General features: G+C 64.0%; 13 protein-coding genes. 8 read left to right on the forward strand and 5 right to left on the reverse strand.

The features are described 5' to 3' along the window. Window positions 1-34 precede the first annotated feature (34 nt). A complete protein-coding gene (locus AC1MFL_RS00915; RefSeq protein WP_479812699.1) occupies window positions 35-961 on the reverse strand; it encodes an alpha/beta hydrolase in 927 nt (308 codons plus the stop codon). Between the two features lie 159 nt (window positions 962-1,120). Next, window positions 1,121-1,876 (reverse strand): SDR family NAD(P)-dependent oxidoreductase, encoded by a 756-nt coding sequence (locus tag AC1MFL_RS00920; RefSeq protein WP_479812701.1) that lies wholly within the window; start codon window positions 1,874-1,876, stop codon window positions 1,121-1,123. A gap of 259 nt (window positions 1,877-2,135) precedes the next feature. On the opposite strand from AC1MFL_RS00920, the gene AC1MFL_RS00925 reads away from it, so the two are divergent. Further along, window positions 2,136-3,212 carry an alcohol dehydrogenase gene (locus AC1MFL_RS00925; protein WP_479812703.1) on the forward strand — a complete coding sequence of 359 codons (1,077 nt, stop codon included), beginning with the start codon at window positions 2,136-2,138 and terminating at the stop codon, window positions 3,210-3,212. 6 nt (window positions 3,213-3,218) lie between these two features. After that, window positions 3,219-5,051 (forward strand): sigma-54-dependent Fis family transcriptional regulator, encoded by a 1,833-nt coding sequence (locus tag AC1MFL_RS00930; protein ID WP_479812705.1) that lies wholly within the window; start codon window positions 3,219-3,221, stop codon window positions 5,049-5,051. Window positions 5,052-5,112: 61 nt separating this feature from the next. Here the strand turns inward: AC1MFL_RS00930 and AC1MFL_RS00935 are convergent, their stop codons facing one another. Then, window positions 5,113-6,009, reverse strand: coding sequence for a LysR family transcriptional regulator (locus tag AC1MFL_RS00935; RefSeq protein WP_354351842.1), 897 nt, complete (start codon window positions 6,007-6,009; stop codon window positions 5,113-5,115). Between the two features lie 111 nt (window positions 6,010-6,120). Between AC1MFL_RS00935 and AC1MFL_RS00940 the strand changes: the two genes are divergently transcribed. Together AC1MFL_RS00940 and AC1MFL_RS00945 are read left to right on the forward strand one after the other, a co-directional pair. Next, window positions 6,121-7,368 (forward strand): CaiB/BaiF CoA transferase family protein, encoded by a 1,248-nt coding sequence (locus AC1MFL_RS00940; RefSeq protein WP_479812707.1) that lies wholly within the window; start codon window positions 6,121-6,123, stop codon window positions 7,366-7,368. Further along, window positions 7,368-8,567, forward strand: coding sequence for an acyl-CoA dehydrogenase family protein (locus AC1MFL_RS00945; RefSeq protein ID WP_479812709.1), 1,200 nt, complete (start codon window positions 7,368-7,370; stop codon window positions 8,565-8,567). Before AC1MFL_RS00940 ends, AC1MFL_RS00945 begins: the two co-directional genes overlap by 1 nt. A gap of 200 nt (window positions 8,568-8,767) precedes the next feature. Here AC1MFL_RS00945 and AC1MFL_RS00950 read toward each other — a convergent pair whose 3' ends face one another. Then, entirely contained in the window at window positions 8,768-9,871 is a 1,104-nt protein-coding gene (locus AC1MFL_RS00950) for a helix-turn-helix domain-containing protein (RefSeq protein ID WP_479812711.1), read from the reverse strand. Between the two features lie 399 nt (window positions 9,872-10,270). Between AC1MFL_RS00950 and AC1MFL_RS00955 the strand changes: the two genes are divergently transcribed. The 4 genes from AC1MFL_RS00955 (at window position 10,271) to AC1MFL_RS00970 (ending at window position 15,025) form a co-directional block, all read left to right on the forward strand. Next, window positions 10,271-11,425: a sugar ABC transporter substrate-binding protein gene (locus AC1MFL_RS00955; protein ID WP_479812713.1), complete on the forward strand. Its 1,155-nt coding sequence runs from the start codon at window positions 10,271-10,273 to the stop codon at window positions 11,423-11,425. A gap of 129 nt (window positions 11,426-11,554) precedes the next feature. Beyond that, window positions 11,555-13,066: a sugar ABC transporter ATP-binding protein gene (locus AC1MFL_RS00960; protein ID WP_479812715.1), complete on the forward strand. Its 1,512-nt coding sequence runs from the start codon at window positions 11,555-11,557 to the stop codon at window positions 13,064-13,066. Continuing rightward, the gene (locus AC1MFL_RS00965) at window positions 13,059-14,048 is read left to right on the forward strand and encodes an ABC transporter permease (RefSeq protein ID WP_479812717.1); all 990 of its coding nucleotides are present in this window, start codon (window positions 13,059-13,061) and stop codon (window positions 14,046-14,048) included. Before AC1MFL_RS00960 ends, AC1MFL_RS00965 begins: the two co-directional genes overlap by 8 nt. Beyond that, complete coding sequence (locus AC1MFL_RS00970; protein ID WP_479812719.1) at window positions 14,045-15,025, forward strand: ABC transporter permease; 981 nt, start codon at window positions 14,045-14,047, stop codon at window positions 15,023-15,025. The genes AC1MFL_RS00965 and AC1MFL_RS00970 overlap by 4 nt, the downstream gene beginning before the upstream one ends. A gap of 748 nt (window positions 15,026-15,773) precedes the next feature. Here the strand turns inward: AC1MFL_RS00970 and AC1MFL_RS00975 are convergent. Beyond that, complete coding sequence (locus tag AC1MFL_RS00975) at window positions 15,774-16,562, reverse strand: SDR family oxidoreductase (RefSeq protein ID WP_024366079.1); 789 nt, start codon at window positions 16,560-16,562, stop codon at window positions 15,774-15,776. Between the last annotated feature and the right edge of the window lie 272 nt (window positions 16,563-16,834).

Consider the following 16,834-nt stretch of genomic DNA (forward strand, 5'->3'; position numbering starts at 1 on the left):
TATTTCAGGTCTTGTGTTGTGGGTTGGCCGGGGCTCAGTACTTGTACCAGCCGGCGATGCGGGCGAGTTCGGCGTCGGCGACCTCGGAGTTGCCGGCGAGGAACGGGAAGACGTGCTGCTGGTCCTCGGCGATGGAGAGGGTCACGTCGACGCCGGCGGCCTCGGCCAGTGCGGCCAGGCGGGTGGCGTTGTCCAGGAGGGATTCGACCGAGCCTGCGGTGATGTATAGGCGCGGGAACCCGGTGAAGTCGGCGTAGAGGGGGTTGGCCAGCGGGTTCTGCGGGCTGACGGAATCGCCCAGTACGCCTGCGATCATGCCCTCGAGCAGCGGCACGGAGATGAGCGCGTCCGTGGCGTCGTTGGAGATCAGGGTTTCGCCCTTGTTTTCCATGTCCAGCCACGGCGAGAACGCGATGACCTGGCCGGGGAGCGGCTCGCTCTGCTCCTTGAGCGCCAGGGAGATGGCGACCGCAAGGTTGCCGCCGGCGGAGTCGCCGATGGTCGTGATGTCGTGCGGGTGGATGCCGCTCTCGACGAGGGCCTTGAAGGCAGCCACGCCGTCTTCGACCTGGGCGGGGTGCGGGTGCTCGGGGGCGCGGCGGTAGTCCAGGACAAAGGTGACCACGCCGACTGCCTTGGCCACGTGGCCGGCAAGCTTCCGGTGGCTTGCTGCTGAGCCGACCGCGAAGCCGCCGCCGTGGGTGTAGAGCAGCACTTTCGTCCGGTCGGCACCTTCCGGGAAAGCCCAGATGCCGGGGACTCCGCCGACGACGTCCTCCTTGTAGGTGACTGCTTCGGGTTCCCGGGTGGGCTGGTGCCACTCGTCGAAGATGCTGCGGAACAGGCGCATCGTCAGATCCGGAGTGGTGGCGATGATGTTGGACCAGTCCGCGTAGAGGTCGCGGAGGGCATCGGTCGCCTGGGAGGTTTCAGTCGCTGCTGCTTCGGTCGAGATTGTCATCTCATACTCCTTCGTATGGAGGGCCTCCCGAGCCTCGCCCGGGGTGCTGATGGATCGGAATCTTGGTGCGTTTTGCCGCTAGATATAGCGTGGATCACATTTGTGCCGGCCCAGTGTTCCACTTTGAAACACCGGGCCGGCACCGGACCCGCCCGGGAGCTACTGCGTGGTGTAGCCGCCGTCAACGACGAGTTCCGCACCCGTGACGAACGACGATTCGTCCGAGGCGAGGAAGAGGACGGCCTGGGAGACTTCTTCCGGCCGTCCCGGCCGCCCGAGGATGGTCGTTCCCAACAGTGCCTTCGCGCCTTCCGGTGTAGCCATCAGTTCCTTGGTCATCTCGGTGTCAATCACGCCCGGGTGCACGGAGTTGACCCGAATGCCGAACTTGGCAAGATCGACCGCCGCAGCCTTGGAGAGCAGACGCACTGCGCCCTTGGAAGCCTGGTAGGCCGCGGCACTGGGTGCCCCGATGAGCCCGTAGATTGAGGAAATGTTCACAATGGAGCCCCCACCGGCTGCCTGAAGCGCAGGCGCCGCCAGCTTGCAACCCAGGAAGGTTCCCTTGGCGTTGATATCCAGGGTGCGGTCCCATTCCTCCTCATCTGTCTCGTCGAGGGGCTTGAGGATGAGGATGCCGGCATTGTTGACGAGGACGTCCAGCTTGCCGAATTCATTCACGGCTTCGTCCAGCACACGCTGCCAGTCGTCCGACCGGGTGACATCGTGCGTGATGAAGCGCGCGGAACCCCCGGCGTCGTTGATCTCCTCTGCCACGGCCTTTCCGCCGGCTTCCCGGACGTCCGTGACGACGACCTTGGCCCCTTCTGCGGCGAGGAGTAGGGCGTGCGACCTGCCCATACCCTGGGCGGCTCCCGTGATGAGTGCAACTTTTCCTGACATGCGTCCTGCCATGGTCATTCTCCTTTGAATGCGACAACGTGGGCCCGGTTCCTCCGGGCCGAGGACCCTTCAAGCGGGGTAGTCAATTCTTATGTGACGTGGATCTCACGATGGTGTGCCGATTTGGAACAGCGCATCGCCGCCAGCGTTCGGCGGAGGCTTCGATTGTTGCCCCCTGCGCATAAACGACGCCGTGATTTGGTATTGGATTCCTATCAGCGAGGGTGCCATCCTTGAATGAATACAGTCAGCGCAACGATGCGAGGTCACCATGCACGCTTTTGCCGTTTTCCAAGACAGCCCCGAGATCCAGGACATCGAACTGCCGGACCCGGTGCCGACAGGAACCGAAGTCCTCTTGAGGGTGATCCGCTCGGGCGTGTGCCACACGGACACCCACCTTCGTGAGGGTTCGTACGACCTGGGCAGCCGGGGAGCGTTGAAGCTCGTGGACCGGGGCGTCACTTACCCGCTGGTCATGGGGCACGAAGTCGTCGGTGTCGTCGAGAAAGTCGGGGACCTTGTGCACGGGACCAAACCCGGGGACGTCAGGCTGGTCTATCCCTGGATTGGCTGCGGCACGTGCCGGGATTGCCTGGCCGGCCGCGACAACGTCTGCGCCAACGGACGCAACCTTGGAGTCACGGAGCACGGCGGCTACGCCGAGCAGATCCTGGTCCGCGACGAAAAGTACCTCGTGGACATCGAGGGCCTGGACCTCAGCTGGGCGGCGACGCTGGCGTGCTCGGGGCTGACGGCCTTCAGCGCAGTGAACAAAGTCCTCCCGCTGGGGCCGGACGAACCCGTTGTGGTGATTGGCGCCGGCGGAGTCGGGCTCACCGCCATCGCTACCCTCAGCGCGCTGGGGCACCAGGCCATCTGCGCCGTCGACATTTCGGAGCGGAATCTCCAGTTGGCCCGTGAGGTCGGCGCCAGCACAACTGTCCAGTCCACGGATCAAGGCCTCAGCGCCAAGATCATCGCGGCAAACGGAGGCCCGGTGGCAGCCGTCATCGACTTCGTGAACAACAGCCAGACGGCTCCCGTAGCCTTCGACTCCCTGCGCAAGGGCGGCCAGCTGGTCCAGGTGGGGCTCTTCGGCGGGGAACTAACGGTACCCACCGCACTCATGGCCCTCAAGATGCTCACCATCCGGGGCAGTTTTGTGGGCAACCCTGAGGAGCTGAACCAGCTCGTTTCCTTGGCCAAGCAGGATGCCATTCCCCATATTCCCATCATCGATGCCGAGCTCTCCGCCGAGTCTGTCGGCGAGAACCTGGATAAGTTGACGCACGGCGGCGTCCCCGGACGTGTGGTGCTGCGCGCGGCAGACGGTGCCCAGGGCTGACCAGCCATGCAAAACCCGCGCAACGTTCCCGACGATGCCCTTCGCGCTGCCCGGGAACACCTCATCCGCCGGGGCCTCCGGGATGGGACACAGCTGGCGGAAATCGTCTCCCCGGACATCGAACACAGCTGGCGCCGCTCGATCGGCGTGGAGGCTTCGGCGCGGCCCGAGGCGTTTCTGTTCGTCAATGATTTCGATCCGGACGGGATCCTGATCCGTGCGGCCAAGAGTGTGATGGACCACTGGCTGCAAAGCCTCAGCGGTATGGGCATCTCTTTGTTCCTCAGTGACCAGTCCGGCCAGATTATTGCCCGCAGGCTCGGCGACAAGGCGCACGGCAACCGTTTCGACGAGGCCTATGCCGCGGAAGGGTTCAATTTTTCGGAGCGCTCTGTCGGGACCAACGGGCTCGGCACGCCCATCGAAGGACGCCAGGCCGTGTTTGTCCGGGGAGCGGAGCATTTCAACGAGGCACTGTCCCCGCTGGCCTGTGCAGGGGCGCCGATCATGCACCCCGTTACGCGCCGCGTGATAGGTTCCATTTCCTTCGCCTGCGACACCGGTTTGGACAACCCGCTCATGCTGGCCATGTCCCGGGAAGCGAGCAGCCAGATCGAACGGCGCCTGCTCGACCTCGGCAGCGCAACGGGACTCGCCTTGGGAATGTCCCAGCTGCGGCTGAGCTCCTCCAGAGCCCCGGTCATCATGCTCGATGCCCAGGCTGTGATGACCAACATTTCCGGTCTGGCGGTCATGAGCAGTGAACTGCACACCACACTGTGGGAGCAGCTGCGCGGTCTCGAATGGACCGGCGCCAAACAAACCATCGAGATACCGTCCCTGAATGTGGACGCCACCGTCCAGCGGATCGACGATTCCGGCGGGAGTTCGGCCTTCGCGTTGGAGCTCTCACGCATACCTGATGCCGCGAGCATTCCGCGGAAGGTCGATGCCGATTTGCCCGGCACCGACTCTTCGGGTGTAGGGGCTGCGTTTCCGCACGTTATACGCAGCGCCTTTGACCGGGCAGGCCAGGGACCCGGGGCGATCGCCGTGTGCGGGCAGGGCGGCTCCGGCAAGCTTCATCACACGCTCGCCTGGCTCAACGGACAGGACTCCGGTCCGGGTCCGTTGATCCTCGATGCCTGCCTCCTACCGGAAGAAAAGGATGCCAGCTGGTTCCAGGTCGCCCGTGAAGCCATCGCAGACGGTCGAAGCGTTATCCTGCGGCATCTTGAGGATCTGCCCCGGAGCGAGTTGAACAGGCTCAAGGCCCTGGACGCGGCGGTGCGCCAGCAGCCGGCGCACCCTCCGGCAGGCCAAGACCCGGCAGCTCCTTCTCCGGCCCGGCTGGTTCTGACCATGAATCCCGAGGCGTGCCCGGACTTCGTCTCCGACGTCGTCTCACAAATCGCTGCGCGTGTGACTGTGCCAACGCTGTCCGAAACCAAGGAACGTATCCCCGTGCTGGCTGCGCATTTCCTGGATGCGGCCGCGCCAGCCGACAGATCCACGCTCTCCGCGGTCGCGCTGCAGGGGCTCATGCGCTGGCGGTGGCCGGGGAACGTCGCAGAACTGCGCGCAACCCTCGAGTCGCTGGGGCGTGCCCATCCCGGTCGCGTGCTGCAGGCCAATGACCTCCCGGAACATCTCAGGAACACAGGCAGGCGCACCCTGTCCAAACTCGAATCCCTGGAGCGCGACGCGATCGTTGCCGCCCTGGAACAGAGCGGGGGGAACCGCTCTGTCGCTGCGGACGCCCTGGGAATGGGCCGAACCACCCTTTACCGGAAACTCCGTGCCCTGGGCATCGAGACGCCGGAGTTCATGGCCCCCTGACCGGGTCAAAGACAACCGTCATGACGCCGCCTTAGTTCGGCGCCCGTCATCCGGGTTCGTGTCAGCCGGCGCCGGGCAGGATCCGCTCGGCCAGCTCCAGTACTGCCCGCAGGGCAGGGCTGGAATGGTCCCGGCGCCAGGCCATCCGCAGCTCCACCGGAATCGTTTTGTCCATAACCTTCACGAAACGCACGTGGGGGTCCGTGACCGCCTCGGCCACCGAGGACAGCGTGAGCGTGCAGCCTACCTCCGCCCCGACCAAGGAGAGAGCAGTCCAGGAATCCGGGACGACCTGAACGATGTCCAGCTCGAACCCGGCGGCGTGCGTTAGTCGCCGGAGCCTGTCGTTCAGCACCGCCCCGGCATGGGGCGGCAGTGAAACGAAGGTGTCGCCGCGGAAGTCAGCCATCCGGGCTTCACCGGCGCCGGCCAGGCGGTGGCTCGCGGGGACGGCGACCACGAGGTCCTCCGCTGCAAGCAGGCGCGTTTCAATTCCGGCAGCAATGTAGTCCCAACGACCGAGGGCGATGTCCACGTCGCCACTGACCACACGGTCCATGGCAGGTTGGGCAAAGTTCTGACTGAAGAGCTCGATCTGGATGCCCGGGTGGTCGCGCCGGACCTCTCTGGCGAGCCGGCCCACCAGGGTATGGGTGGAGGCGCCGGCATAGGCGACCCGGACGCGTCCGACTTCTCCTTTGTCTGCCGCGTGGACCGCGATGCTCGCCCGGCGGGTGGCATCGATGATGTCCGTTGCCGGCCCGATGAACGCCTCTCCGGCGCCGGTCAGCTTGACGCTGCGGGTACTTCGGTCGAACAGACGGGTTCCCAGCTCCCGTTCCAGCTGCTGGATGCTGCGGCTGACCGGAGGCTGTGCCATGTGCAGCTTCTCCGCTGCGCGGCCAAAGTGCAGCTCTTCTGCAACCGCCAGGAAAGCGCGGATCTGTTGGATCTCCATGCAAGTGATTATTGCACCTCGCGCAACAAAAAGGCCATCAATAAGTATTGGACGGATAGCAATGCGGTCGGTCATGGTTGAGGGAGAGAACCCTATGCAAGGAGCCTTTTGATGGACAGCCAACACTCCGCCACCTCTGAGACGTCGGCATTCGGCCGCGGTGCAGGCGGCCCGCTCAGCGGCATCGTGATCGCCGATTTCGGCAGGGTGCTGGCCGGACCGTACTGCACTATGCTCTTGGCAGATCTCGGGGCAACTGTGATCAAGATTGAGAGCCCCGCCGGGGACGAGACCCGGGCATGGAAACCGCCCACCCGCGGCGATGATTCAACGTATTTCCTGTCGATCAACCGCAATAAGACCTCCATCAAGCTCGATCTTCGCGATCCGGACGACCGCCGGACGGCGCAGCGCATCGCGGAACGGGCCGACGTCGTCGTCGAGAACTTCAAGCCGGGAGACTTGGTGCGCTACGGCCTGGACTACGACACCGTTTCGGCTACCAACAAGGAAGTTGTCTACGCCTCGATCACGGGCTTCGGGACGGCCGGGGGTGCCCAGCTCCCAGGCTACGATCTACTCATCCAGGCGCTGTCCGGACTGATGGACCTCACCGGGGCGCCGGACACCGGGCCCTTCCGTTCCGGAGTTGCGGTGTTCGACGTAATCACCGGCCTTCACGCCTGCATCGGTATCCTCGCCGCACTCCGGCACCGGGATCGCATCGGAGAAGGCCAGCTGGTGGAAATGAACCTGATGTCTTCTGCCCTCTCCGGCATGGTGAACCAGACGGCCGCCGTGGTGCTGGGCGGGACCGTTCCCGTCCGGCTGGGAAACGAACATCCGAGCATCTACCCTTACGAGCCTTTCGACACCGGCGACGGGAAGCTGGTGATCGCGATCGGCAACGACTCCCAGTTCCGCACCTTCTGCGCCGCGATCGGCCGGCCGGCGCTTGCCACAGATCCGCGTTTCGAAAAGGCTCCGCTGCGCAGCGCCAACCGCACCGAACTGCGGCCGCTCCTGGTGGAGTGCCTCTCGGCCCGGACCGCTTCGGAGTGGTTCGACATATTCACCGAAGCGAAGCTCCCCTGCGCACCGATCCAGGATCTGCGGGCCGGGATCGAATTCGCCGAACGAATCGGGCTGGAGCCTGTCGTGACCGTGGGGCACGGAAAGAGTGCCCAGCCTGGGGTGCGCAACCCCATCCGGCTGTCCAAGACCCCGGTGAGCTACGACCTCACGCCGCCCGATCTCGACAGCGGCGCGGAGCTGGTGCGCGCCTGGCTCGGCGACGACGACAACCAATTGGCCGGCGTCTTTGCCGGCACTCCCACCCGATCCCACGAGGAGCACTGATGACCACCGCAACGGACGTTTCCGTCAATTCCGACTTCTACGCACTGGACGACTACCTCAATGACACCGACCGTGCGCTGATCGCCAGCGTCCGGTCCTTTGTCGAAAAGGACGTCAAGCCCATCATCAACGAATACTGGGAGAAGGCGGACTTCCCGTATCAGTTGGTGCCAAAGTTCGCAGGGCTGGGAATCATCGGCACAGCCATCCAGGGCTATGGCTGCCCCGGGCTGACCCGGCTGCAGACCGGCCTCGTCGCGATGGAACTCTCGCGAGGTGACGGCAGCATCAACACCTTTAACGCGGTCCACTCCGGGCTGGCGATGGGCACCATCAACCTCCTCGGCAGCGACGAGCAGAAGCAGCGCTGGCTGCCGCCGATGGCGAAACTGGAAAAGCTCGGCGCGTTCGCGCTGACCGAACCGGACCACGGCTCCGACTCCGTGGCCCTGGAAACCTCCGCCCGGCTCGACGGCGAGCACTACGTCATCAACGGATCCAAACGCTGGATCGGGCTGGGCCACGTGGCGGACCTCGTTATCATCTGGGCCCGCGACACAACCGACCAAAAGGTGAAGGCCTTCGTCCTAGAAAAGAACGACGACGGCAGCTACCCCGCCGGATACAGTGCCGAGGCCATCACAGGAAAGATGGCCAAACGGGCGATCCAGCAGGCACAGATCGAGATCGACGGTCTGCGGATCCCCTCCGGAAACCTGCTGGCCAAGTCGAAGTCCTTCCGCGACGTCGGAGCGGTGCTCAACACCACCCGTAGCACTGTGGCTTGGGAATCGCTGGGCCACGCCACCGCCGCCTATGAGATGGCGGTCCAGTACGCCCGGGAACGCGTGCAGTTCGGCAAGCCGATTGCCAGCTACCAGCTGGTGCAGAACAAGCTTGCCAACATGCTTGCGGACCTCACGGCCATGCAGCTGATCTGCTTCCGTACCGCGGCACTTCAGGACGAGGGCCGGCTCAGCAACGAACAGGCTTCCCTGGCAAAGATGTTCACCGGGGACAAGGCGCGGACGCTGTGCCGGGATGCGCGTGACATGTTTGGCGGGAACGGGATCCTGCTGGAACACCACGTGGCTCGCCACCTGACCGACATGGAAGTGGTCCATACCTATGAAGGGACGGATTCCATCCAATCCCTGATCCTGGGCCGTGAGATCACCGGCATCTCAGCCTTCTCCTGACGAAACCGACGCCGGCAGGGTTCGGTACCAGTTCCGGCACCCCCTCCATAGGGAACTGCTGCACTAAGAAGCACGGCCATCCGACAGGGTGGCCGTGCTTTCTTATGGGGACCGGGCTGCGGAAATCGGGCACATTTCTGACACGGAGTTAGGCGCGGGCTGCCGGCCGGCGATCAGCGCGCGCAGCTGGCGGCCGGACCTTACAGTCCGTACCGACGGATTCTCTCGTAGAGCGTCCCGCGTGCGATGCGCAGTTGCTCTGCAGCGTCGGATTTGTTTCCGCGGCACTCCCTTAGCACCGATGCGATGATCTCCCGCTCGGCCAGCTCCAGCTGGCTCAGCTCGGGCAGAACTACCATCCGAGGCCCGGCGCCGGAACCTTTCACGTGCGATCCAGCAAGGCTTGCGACACTCAGACGGCTGAGCACCAATGAACAGCCCTCCGCAGTCCTGGGAGGCATCACGGGCACGATCTGCGCACGAACGCCGGTGGGCAGGACAAACTCCCTGGTGAAGGGCCCTGCCTCTTCGACGTAGTGCCACAGCTGTTCTCGATCAAAAGACAGGCCGCCGAGACCATCCTCGGCGATCATGGTGTAACGGTCCAGTGTAATGACGGCCGCGCCCGTTCCAGCTTTCACGCGCAAATGGGCATCAAGAAGCCGCTGGTGGCGGGCGCGGGACAGGCGGGTCAGCGAATCCTGAATGCCGGTCAGCAGCATGTTGAGCGCAATCTTCAGGTGCGGGTTCGGCTCGCCGGCAAGGCACGTAACGTTAACGGCGCCGAGAAGTTTTCGCGTAATTGGGTGCAGGACCGGGCTCGCTGCGCAGACGAGGTTGTGCATGCGCTCATCCAGGTGGTCGGTGCCTTGAACAATGGTGGAGGCGCGGGTCGCAAGCGCGACACCCACTCCATTCGTGCCCGCAGAACCCTGGGCGAGGTCGGCGCCCTCCGTTACATCTGCGCGCGCAAGATGCCGACGCAGGCTCGGAGCAGCCGCCCATTCGTAGGTCACCCTTCCATCGGCGTCAGTAAGGGCCAGCCAGGTCGTAGTCCCTTCAAGTGCCTCCTGCGTCGAGGAGATGGCTCGTCGCGCTACTTTCAAGAGAGACAACTGCTCCTCGGCCGAATTCGACATCTTGTTGTTCCTCCGCGTCATTGCGTTTGTTGGAATGGTCCAGCCGGGCGCGAGAAACTCCGCTTCACAGGCTGAACTGGTGCCGGTCAAATTGACTGTCCCCTGTCGACGTCGTGAGCGGCATCCTTCAAGTGTGACATAACCCACAATCGGGTTCGGCTCCACGGGCAAATTGTTCAAACATTGGACACTTTGACCCACCAACACTTTGCTGAAGCCCCACCCCGGCGGGTGGTTCGCGGAGTTGAAGGGCACGGACACCAGGGTCGGCAGCCCTCCTTGGCGCCCGAACGAAGGAACGGGCCGAAGGACTGATGGAATCGGCGAGTCTGACCCGCGGACCAATGTTCAAGTTCTGTACAGGGCACGGATTCAGGTGCTAATCCGCGCAAGAATCCTAGAACTCGGGTTTGTCCTGCGACTAGGTCAGGAACGGGTCCGGCTCGGCCGCACCTGATTCCGTGGAGCATATCCACGAACCGCCGATGAGGAAAATCCTGACGCTCTGCGTTATTCCTGGCGTTCAAGCCCGCTTACGCACTCTATTCAAAGGAGCATAGATACATGCATTTTTCGTATGCCCGCGCATGGCGAAAGATCGCCGTTGCGGTCCTCGCTACCGGCCTTCTCACCTCTACCGCTGCATGCAGCACCAGCAGCGGTGCCGCCCCGGGCGCCCCGGCCGCGTCCCAAGGCAAAGGCACCGGCACAACGGATGGCGGCGGCGCTCTCCTCAAGGTCTTCATGCCGTCGACCTCGAACGTCTACCTGGCGGCTGCCTCGCAGTCCATCAAGGACGAGGCGAAAGCCCTGAACTACACGGTCAACATTGTCGAGAACAACTGGGACCAGACCGAGCAGGACCAGCAGGTCCAGGAATGGCTTGCCACCGGTGAGCGGGCAGCCGCGGTGCTGATGTGGCCGGCTGGCGCCGCCGCTGCAACGAACTCGATTCGGCTGCTTTCCGCGCAGGCACCTGTGATCCAGTTCAACAACCTGGTCACGCCGGAAGCGACCAAGTACGTGACCGCCTACGCGGGGGTCTCGGACACAGGCATCGGCAAGGAAGCCGGAGCCAACGCGCTCGCCGCCGTCGAGAAGCTCAAGGCCGAAGGGGTCAAGTTCCACGGCCCCGGCGGCAAGCCCAACGTCGTGGAGATCCGGTTCACCGCCGGGTACGCAGCCGGTGATGACCGCGAGAAAGCTTTCGCGGAAGCCACTCCGGGCGCGTTCAACATGCTCGCCGTCGAACCTACTCCGACCGTTGACGCGCAGGGCGGCTTCAAGGCAGCCAGCCAGGTCATCCCCCGCTTCCTCGGACAGGGCATCGACATCGTCTACGCACACAGTAACGACGTGGCAAACGGTGTGGTGCAGGCGCTGGAGCAGAACGGGCTGAAGCCGGGTAAGGACGTCATCCTGATCACCGGAACCTCCTCTGGCGACATGACCAACCTGCGCAGCGGCAAGATCTGGTCCGCCACCCTGCAGTCCCCGGTGATCGAGGGAGCACTCGTGGTCCGGACCGCCGCGCAGTACATCGCCACCGGCCAGGTGCAGCCCGGCGACGTCACTGTCGAATCGTCGGCGACCAAGCCGGAACTCAAGGTCGAGGCCCCGCACACGGCCACGTACATGATGAATCCCCAGGTGACGGCCGAGAACAATGCCTCCTTCGACATCTGGGGCCTCTCGTTCGACAAGCTGATGGGCAAATAGGACCCCTCAACTGGAGTCCGCCCCCAACCGCGGAGCCTTGGATACCTCCCACCACCGGAGCTGTCCGAGGCTCCGCACCCATCTGATGCGCGCCCTGTGCGCCACACATTGCAAACCTAGGAGAAACGAATGACTGGAAGCACTCCCCTTCGCCTTGAGGCGAACGGCATCTTCAAGTCTTACGGGGCAGTGAACGCCCTCTCGGACGTGCGTTTCGAACTCCGGGCCGGCGAGGTCATGGCCCTCTTGGGTGAGAACGGCGCCGGCAAAAGCACCATCGTCAAGGTCATCTCAGGCCTCGTCTCACCCGACAGGGGTTCCATCGAAATCGATGGAATCCCGACAAATATCTCCAGCGTCTCGCTGTCACAGGCGGCCGGGATCGCCGTCGTCCAGCAGGAGTTCAGCACGGTCGGAACCATGACTGTGGCCCAGAACCTCGTGCTCGGCCAGCAGGGCACGCCCTGGTGGTGGAGCCCCCGCAGACTGAACGACAACGCCGTCGCGATCCTTGAGCGCGTCGGGCTTGCCGGGCTGGACCCTTCCACGCCGGTCGAGGAACTCTCCGTTGCGGAGATGCAACTTCTTGAGATCGCGCGCGTGCTGGCCAGGGACGCCAAGGTCATCATCTTCGACGAACCGACCGCAGCCCTCTCGGACGCTGAGATCGTCCGCGTACTCGATGCCGTCAAGCGTCTCGCGTCGGAGGGGCGGAGCGTCGTCTATGTCACCCACAGGCTGGGTGAGGTTTTCGAGATCGCTGACCGCGTCACCGTTTTCCGCAACGGTAAGAGCGAGGCCCCTCTCGAGGTCAAAGAGCTCGACGTTGAGACGATCGTCGCAAAGATGATCGGCCGGGAGCTGGGCCACCTCTATCCGGGCAAATCCGCGGCGGTCGGTGAAATCGTGCTGGAGACACGCGGGCTCCGCATTCCCGAGCTCCGTTCCGAGATCAACCTGACCCTCCGGCGCGGTGAGATCCTGGGCCTGACCGGGCAGCTCGGCTCGGGAACGGCGGAACTGATGGAGGCACTTGCCGGCGTCGGAGAGATCGTCTCCGGGGAGGTTCTCCTGGACAGCCAGCCGCTTAACACCCGCGGCAGGCAGAACGGAATCTCGGCCGGCGTTGCCTACTGCTCCGCGGACCGGAAGAAGGACGGTATCTTCGCGAGAGTACCGATCCGCCGGAACCTGTCGTCGCCCTGGCTGCACCGGCTGTCCGCCGTAGGGTTCGTCAGCGCCCGGCAGGAAGCCGACGAGACAAACCGCTACGCCTCGCACTTCGCCATCGACGTCAAACGCATGAACTCGAACGTGGGGACGCTTTCGGGCGGGAACCAGCAAAAGGTGGCCCTGGGCAAATGGCTCGGAATCAACCCGCGCGTCCTGCTGGTTGAGGAGCCCACCCGCGGCGTGGATATCGGCGCGCGTGCCGATATCTACGCCCAGCTTCGGCGACTCAGCGACTCGGGGGTAGGCGTGATCGTCAGCTCCTCGGACACCAACGAAATCCTGGGCCTCTCCGACACGATCGCCACTTACTTCCGCGGCGAACAAACATCTATCCGACCCGCAGGCGAGTGGACCGAATCCGCCCTCGTCCGCGAAGTAATGCACCGTGAGGATGCGAATCATGACTAGTACAGCAAGCATTGCCGCCGACTTCACCGCCCGGCCAACCAGAGGCAGCGTCGTCCGCTTCGTCAACAGCTACACGCTCCCGCTGCTCCTGGCGGCGGTGTTCATCGCGTCCGCCATCAGCACGCCCGATTTCGCCACCTTTGCGAATATTCGCGCGATCCTGATCAATACCTCCATCGTCGGAATCATCGCTGTCTCGATGACTGCGATCACGATCTCCGGCAATTTCTTCTCACTCGGCATCGCGTCCTCCACCGTGCTCGCCGGAATTGTGTTTCTTGCGGTGTCAGGCCTGACCGGATCGGCGCTGGCTGGGCTCGGCGCCGCCGTCGCGGTCTCGGTGACGTTGGGGATCATGCAGGGCCTCATCGTCGGCGCCGGACTCAACCCCGTCATCACCACCCTCGCCGTGGGCTCGGTCATCTATGGCCTGGTGGCGATCGCTACCAAGGGCGCCGTGGTAACCGCGGGCAGTGTGGACGTGGCGTGGCTGGCAACGTGGAACTTCCTGGAAATCCCGCTGCCTGTCTACATCTTCGTGCTCTTCACGGCCGTTGCGTGGTTCCTCACCGAACACACCCTGATCGGACGCAACATCCACCTCCTGGGCGCCAACCGCGCCACCGCCAGGAACAGCGGCATCTCTCCCCAGGCCACCACTATCTGGGCCTTCATCGCGTTTGGGGTTGGCCTCGGAGTCGCCGGCGCTCTGAACGCCTCACAGCTGCATCAGATGCAGGCCAACGACCTGGCCGGACTCACCATGGACGTCATCGCGGCGGTTCTGGTCGGCGGAACCGCCGTATCAGGCGGCGAAGGATCCCCCACCCGGTCCGCGCTCGGTGCGCTGCTTATCGTGGCCCTGGGAAATATCATGCTCCTGCACGGCCTCGACAACGGCTGGCGTGTCTTCCTCGTTGGAGGCATCGTCGTGGTGCTCGTGGTAGCTCTTCACGTTCTCAGAAAGGTCAGTACCCGATGAACGCAGCCAAGGAATTCTTCCTTAAGTACTCGCTCCAAATAGTCGTCCTCCTGCTGGTCACCGGCATCATGGTGATGGTCTCACCCGGCTTTCGCGGGGAAGCTGCCCTGTTCTCGTCGCTCGAACGACTCATCCCGCTCGGTGTCATCGCGGCCGGACTGGCGGTGACGATGATCGCCGGCGAGTTCGATCTTTCCGTCGCCTCCATGGCCGCATTTGCAGGGGCGATCGCCGTGCAACTCGGAGGCCTCGGCCTGATAGCGAGCATCCTCATCGCCACAGTCGTGGGAGTGCTGCTCGGCTCGCTCCAAGGCTGGGTGATTGCACGGCTGGGTATCAGCTCGCTCGTGTTCACGGTTGGAACGCTGATCCTGCTCCGCGGCGCCACCTGGTTGGCTACCGACGGCGTCCCGGTCACCCTCACCGACTACAAGCTGAGCGATGCGCTCATGGTCCGGATCTGGGTCTTCACGCCTCTGTCGCTCACAACGATCGCCGTGCTCGCCGTTCTGGGCATCTTCCTGTCGCGGACACGGTGGGGCCGCGAGATCTCATCGATCGGCGGAGCCCGGCAGGAAGCCGTCGCCTCAGGAGTCAAGCTCAGGTCGCGTCTGGTGCTCGCCTTTGCCATTTCCGGTGGATGCGGCGCCCTGGCCGGGGCGCTGTCGTCCTTCCGGGGCGGGTCTGCAACGCCGGATGGTCTGGCAAACATGCTCCTTCTGGCGCTGGCGGCAGTTCTCATCGGCGGAGTCAGCCTCACTGGAGGGCGCGGCGGCATGATCAACGTCGCGTTCGGCATCGCCATCACCGCGGTCCTTGCTGCGGGAATGTCTTCCATCGGGGTCAAGGCCTTCGTGACCGAACTGTTCACGGGCGTCCTCCTTCTGGTCGTGATCCTCTTGGAATTCGCCATCTCGAAGGCGGTCGCCTATAGGGCATCCTTGCAGAGGCGCCGTCCGCACCTGGCTGTCGCCTGAGAACGTCACTGACCTCGGGCAGTTGATTCCGGCGGCGCCTCCGATTCTGCAGGGGGCGTCGCCGGGTCATTGCAATGACCCGGCGACAGACCTTTGGATGGAAGTCCGGTTGTGTGTCCGTTACGTCGGGGAAGGCGCCCTGGGATCTGTCGCCCTGGGATCTGCACTGTCGCCGCTCAAACCTTCGGTATGGCCCGTCGAGGCCGGCGCTCAAGATTTTGAGACCGCCCCGGTGACACTGTCGTCGGTCCGGGGCCCCAATCTGGGGGCGAGGGCTTCGAGCCTGAACCAGGCGAGCCGCATCCGGCCTCACGACCTGCTGTCTGAGGGCTTCGAGTAGAGCGACATTCCCTAGCCGAAGCGCGCGCAGATGCAGTGGTTTCCCGCCGCGTGACACGTCCCCAGGATCCCGCCATTCACGTTTACCGCGGTTGTCGCGGGCATCTAGGGATCCGCGGAGACGAATGCGCCGGCGGGGCTGGTCGGTGACGTCCGCCGGTCGTCAAGACTGGGTTGCCCATCCCGGCCGGCGCTGCGTTGCACTGGGCAAGGAAAGCCTCGCCATAGTCTGTATCCGGGGAAGTTCTCAATGCCCAGGGCAGGGGCTGGTGCCGGCCGTGGCCCGGTCGCGGCGGGCAAACGCGACCGGGCCACAGGCACAGTTATGGACAATGATGTGCCCCCCGCTGTGCCCTGGTCTAAGGGGCTCACGAACCCGGGCCCATCGGGTGGCAGCGCGCTCAGTTGGTTACACGAGGACCATGCCGCCGTCGATCATGATGGTCTGGCCTGTCATGTAATCGGAGTCCGAGGAAGCGAGGAAGAGCGCCGTGCCCACCACGTCCTCTGGGACACCTTTGCGACCGATCAGGTTCGCTCCGGAAAACGATTCGAAGGCCTCGCCAGGACGGGACGAATCGCCCATGTCCATGAGGTCCAAGTCCAGCTTCTTCCACAGCGGGGTGTCCACGACACCGGGGGCAAAGGCATTGGATGTGATCTTGTGCTTCGCGAGTGCGTGGGCGGCTGACTGGTTCAGAGCGGTCACCGCGAACTTGCTCGCGCAGTAGGACGCGAAGTTCGGGTAGCCCTGACGGCCTGCGATCGAGGACGTGACGATGAGCTTGCCGCCGTCGCCCTGCTTGATCATCTGCTTGGCAGCCTCCTGCTGGCAGATAAGGGTTCCCAAGGCGTTCACGTCGAGCGTGCTGCGGAAGTTCTCTTCAGTGGTCTCGAGGAAGTGCGTCGGCTTGATAATGCCCGCGATGGCGAACATGCAGTCCAGCCGGCCGAACGACTCCACGCTGGTTTTGACGGCCATCGCGACGTCGGCTCGATTGACGACGTTACCGGAAACGGCGACAGCTCTACCGCCTGCGGCGGTGATCTCGTCCTTGACACTTTTAGCTGCGTCGAGATTTAGATCGAGTAGCGTGACGCTCGCTCCCTCGCCGGCCAGCGCGAGGGCGATAACGCGGCCCATACCGCTGCCGGCACCTGTAACTAGGATGCTGCGATCCTCTACACGACGTGACATGTTGTCTCCTATAGCTCTAGTGGGAGTACTTAGAGCAGAGGTGCGGAGACCGACCGGGCCGCGTTGGGGCTGCCCTGCGCTGGCAAGGCGAAGGCTGGAGCCTTGCCCCTTTCACAGCGCCACTAGTCAGCCGCGCACCGTCTGCCTCCCGGCGTTCTTCTGTAATCACCCATAGCTCGTCGGTGAGCCGAGGGATGTCCCGCGATTGCGGCACTTCCTCATCCTGCAAGACGCTTCCTCGCTGATGACCGAAGTGTTCAAACCTTGCACAC

Source organism: Arthrobacter sp. BG3 (genome assembly GCF_056680185.1).

What these genes read in the sequence shown, in the direction of transcription:
- AC1MFL_RS00940 (WP_479812707.1), top strand. Translation starts at nt 6,121, where the DNA reads ATGGACAGCCAACACTCCGCCACCTCTGAGACGTCGGCATTCGGCCGC.
- AC1MFL_RS00920 (WP_479812701.1), bottom strand. Translation starts at nt 1,876, where the DNA reads ATGGCAGGACGCATGTCAGGAAAAGTTGCACTCATCACGGGAGCCGCC.
- AC1MFL_RS00955 (WP_479812713.1), top strand. Translation starts at nt 10,271, where the DNA reads ATGCATTTTTCGTATGCCCGCGCATGGCGAAAGATCGCCGTTGCGGTC.
- AC1MFL_RS00925 (WP_479812703.1), top strand. Translation starts at nt 2,136, where the DNA reads ATGCACGCTTTTGCCGTTTTCCAAGACAGCCCCGAGATCCAGGACATC.
- AC1MFL_RS00945 (WP_479812709.1), top strand. Translation starts at nt 7,368, where the DNA reads ATGACCACCGCAACGGACGTTTCCGTCAATTCCGACTTCTACGCACTG.
- AC1MFL_RS00930 (WP_479812705.1), top strand. Translation starts at nt 3,219, where the DNA reads ATGCAAAACCCGCGCAACGTTCCCGACGATGCCCTTCGCGCTGCCCGG.
- AC1MFL_RS00935 (WP_354351842.1), bottom strand. Translation starts at nt 6,009, where the DNA reads ATGGAGATCCAACAGATCCGCGCTTTCCTGGCGGTTGCAGAAGAGCTG.
- AC1MFL_RS00965 (WP_479812717.1), top strand. Translation starts at nt 13,059, where the DNA reads ATGACTAGTACAGCAAGCATTGCCGCCGACTTCACCGCCCGGCCAACC.
- AC1MFL_RS00960 (WP_479812715.1), top strand. Translation starts at nt 11,555, where the DNA reads ATGACTGGAAGCACTCCCCTTCGCCTTGAGGCGAACGGCATCTTCAAG.
- AC1MFL_RS00970 (WP_479812719.1), top strand. Translation starts at nt 14,045, where the DNA reads ATGAACGCAGCCAAGGAATTCTTCCTTAAGTACTCGCTCCAAATAGTC.
- AC1MFL_RS00915 (WP_479812699.1), bottom strand. Translation starts at nt 961, where the DNA reads ATGACAATCTCGACCGAAGCAGCAGCGACTGAAACCTCCCAGGCGACC.
- AC1MFL_RS00975 (WP_024366079.1), bottom strand. Translation starts at nt 16,562, where the DNA reads ATGTCACGTCGTGTAGAGGATCGCAGCATCCTAGTTACAGGTGCCGGC.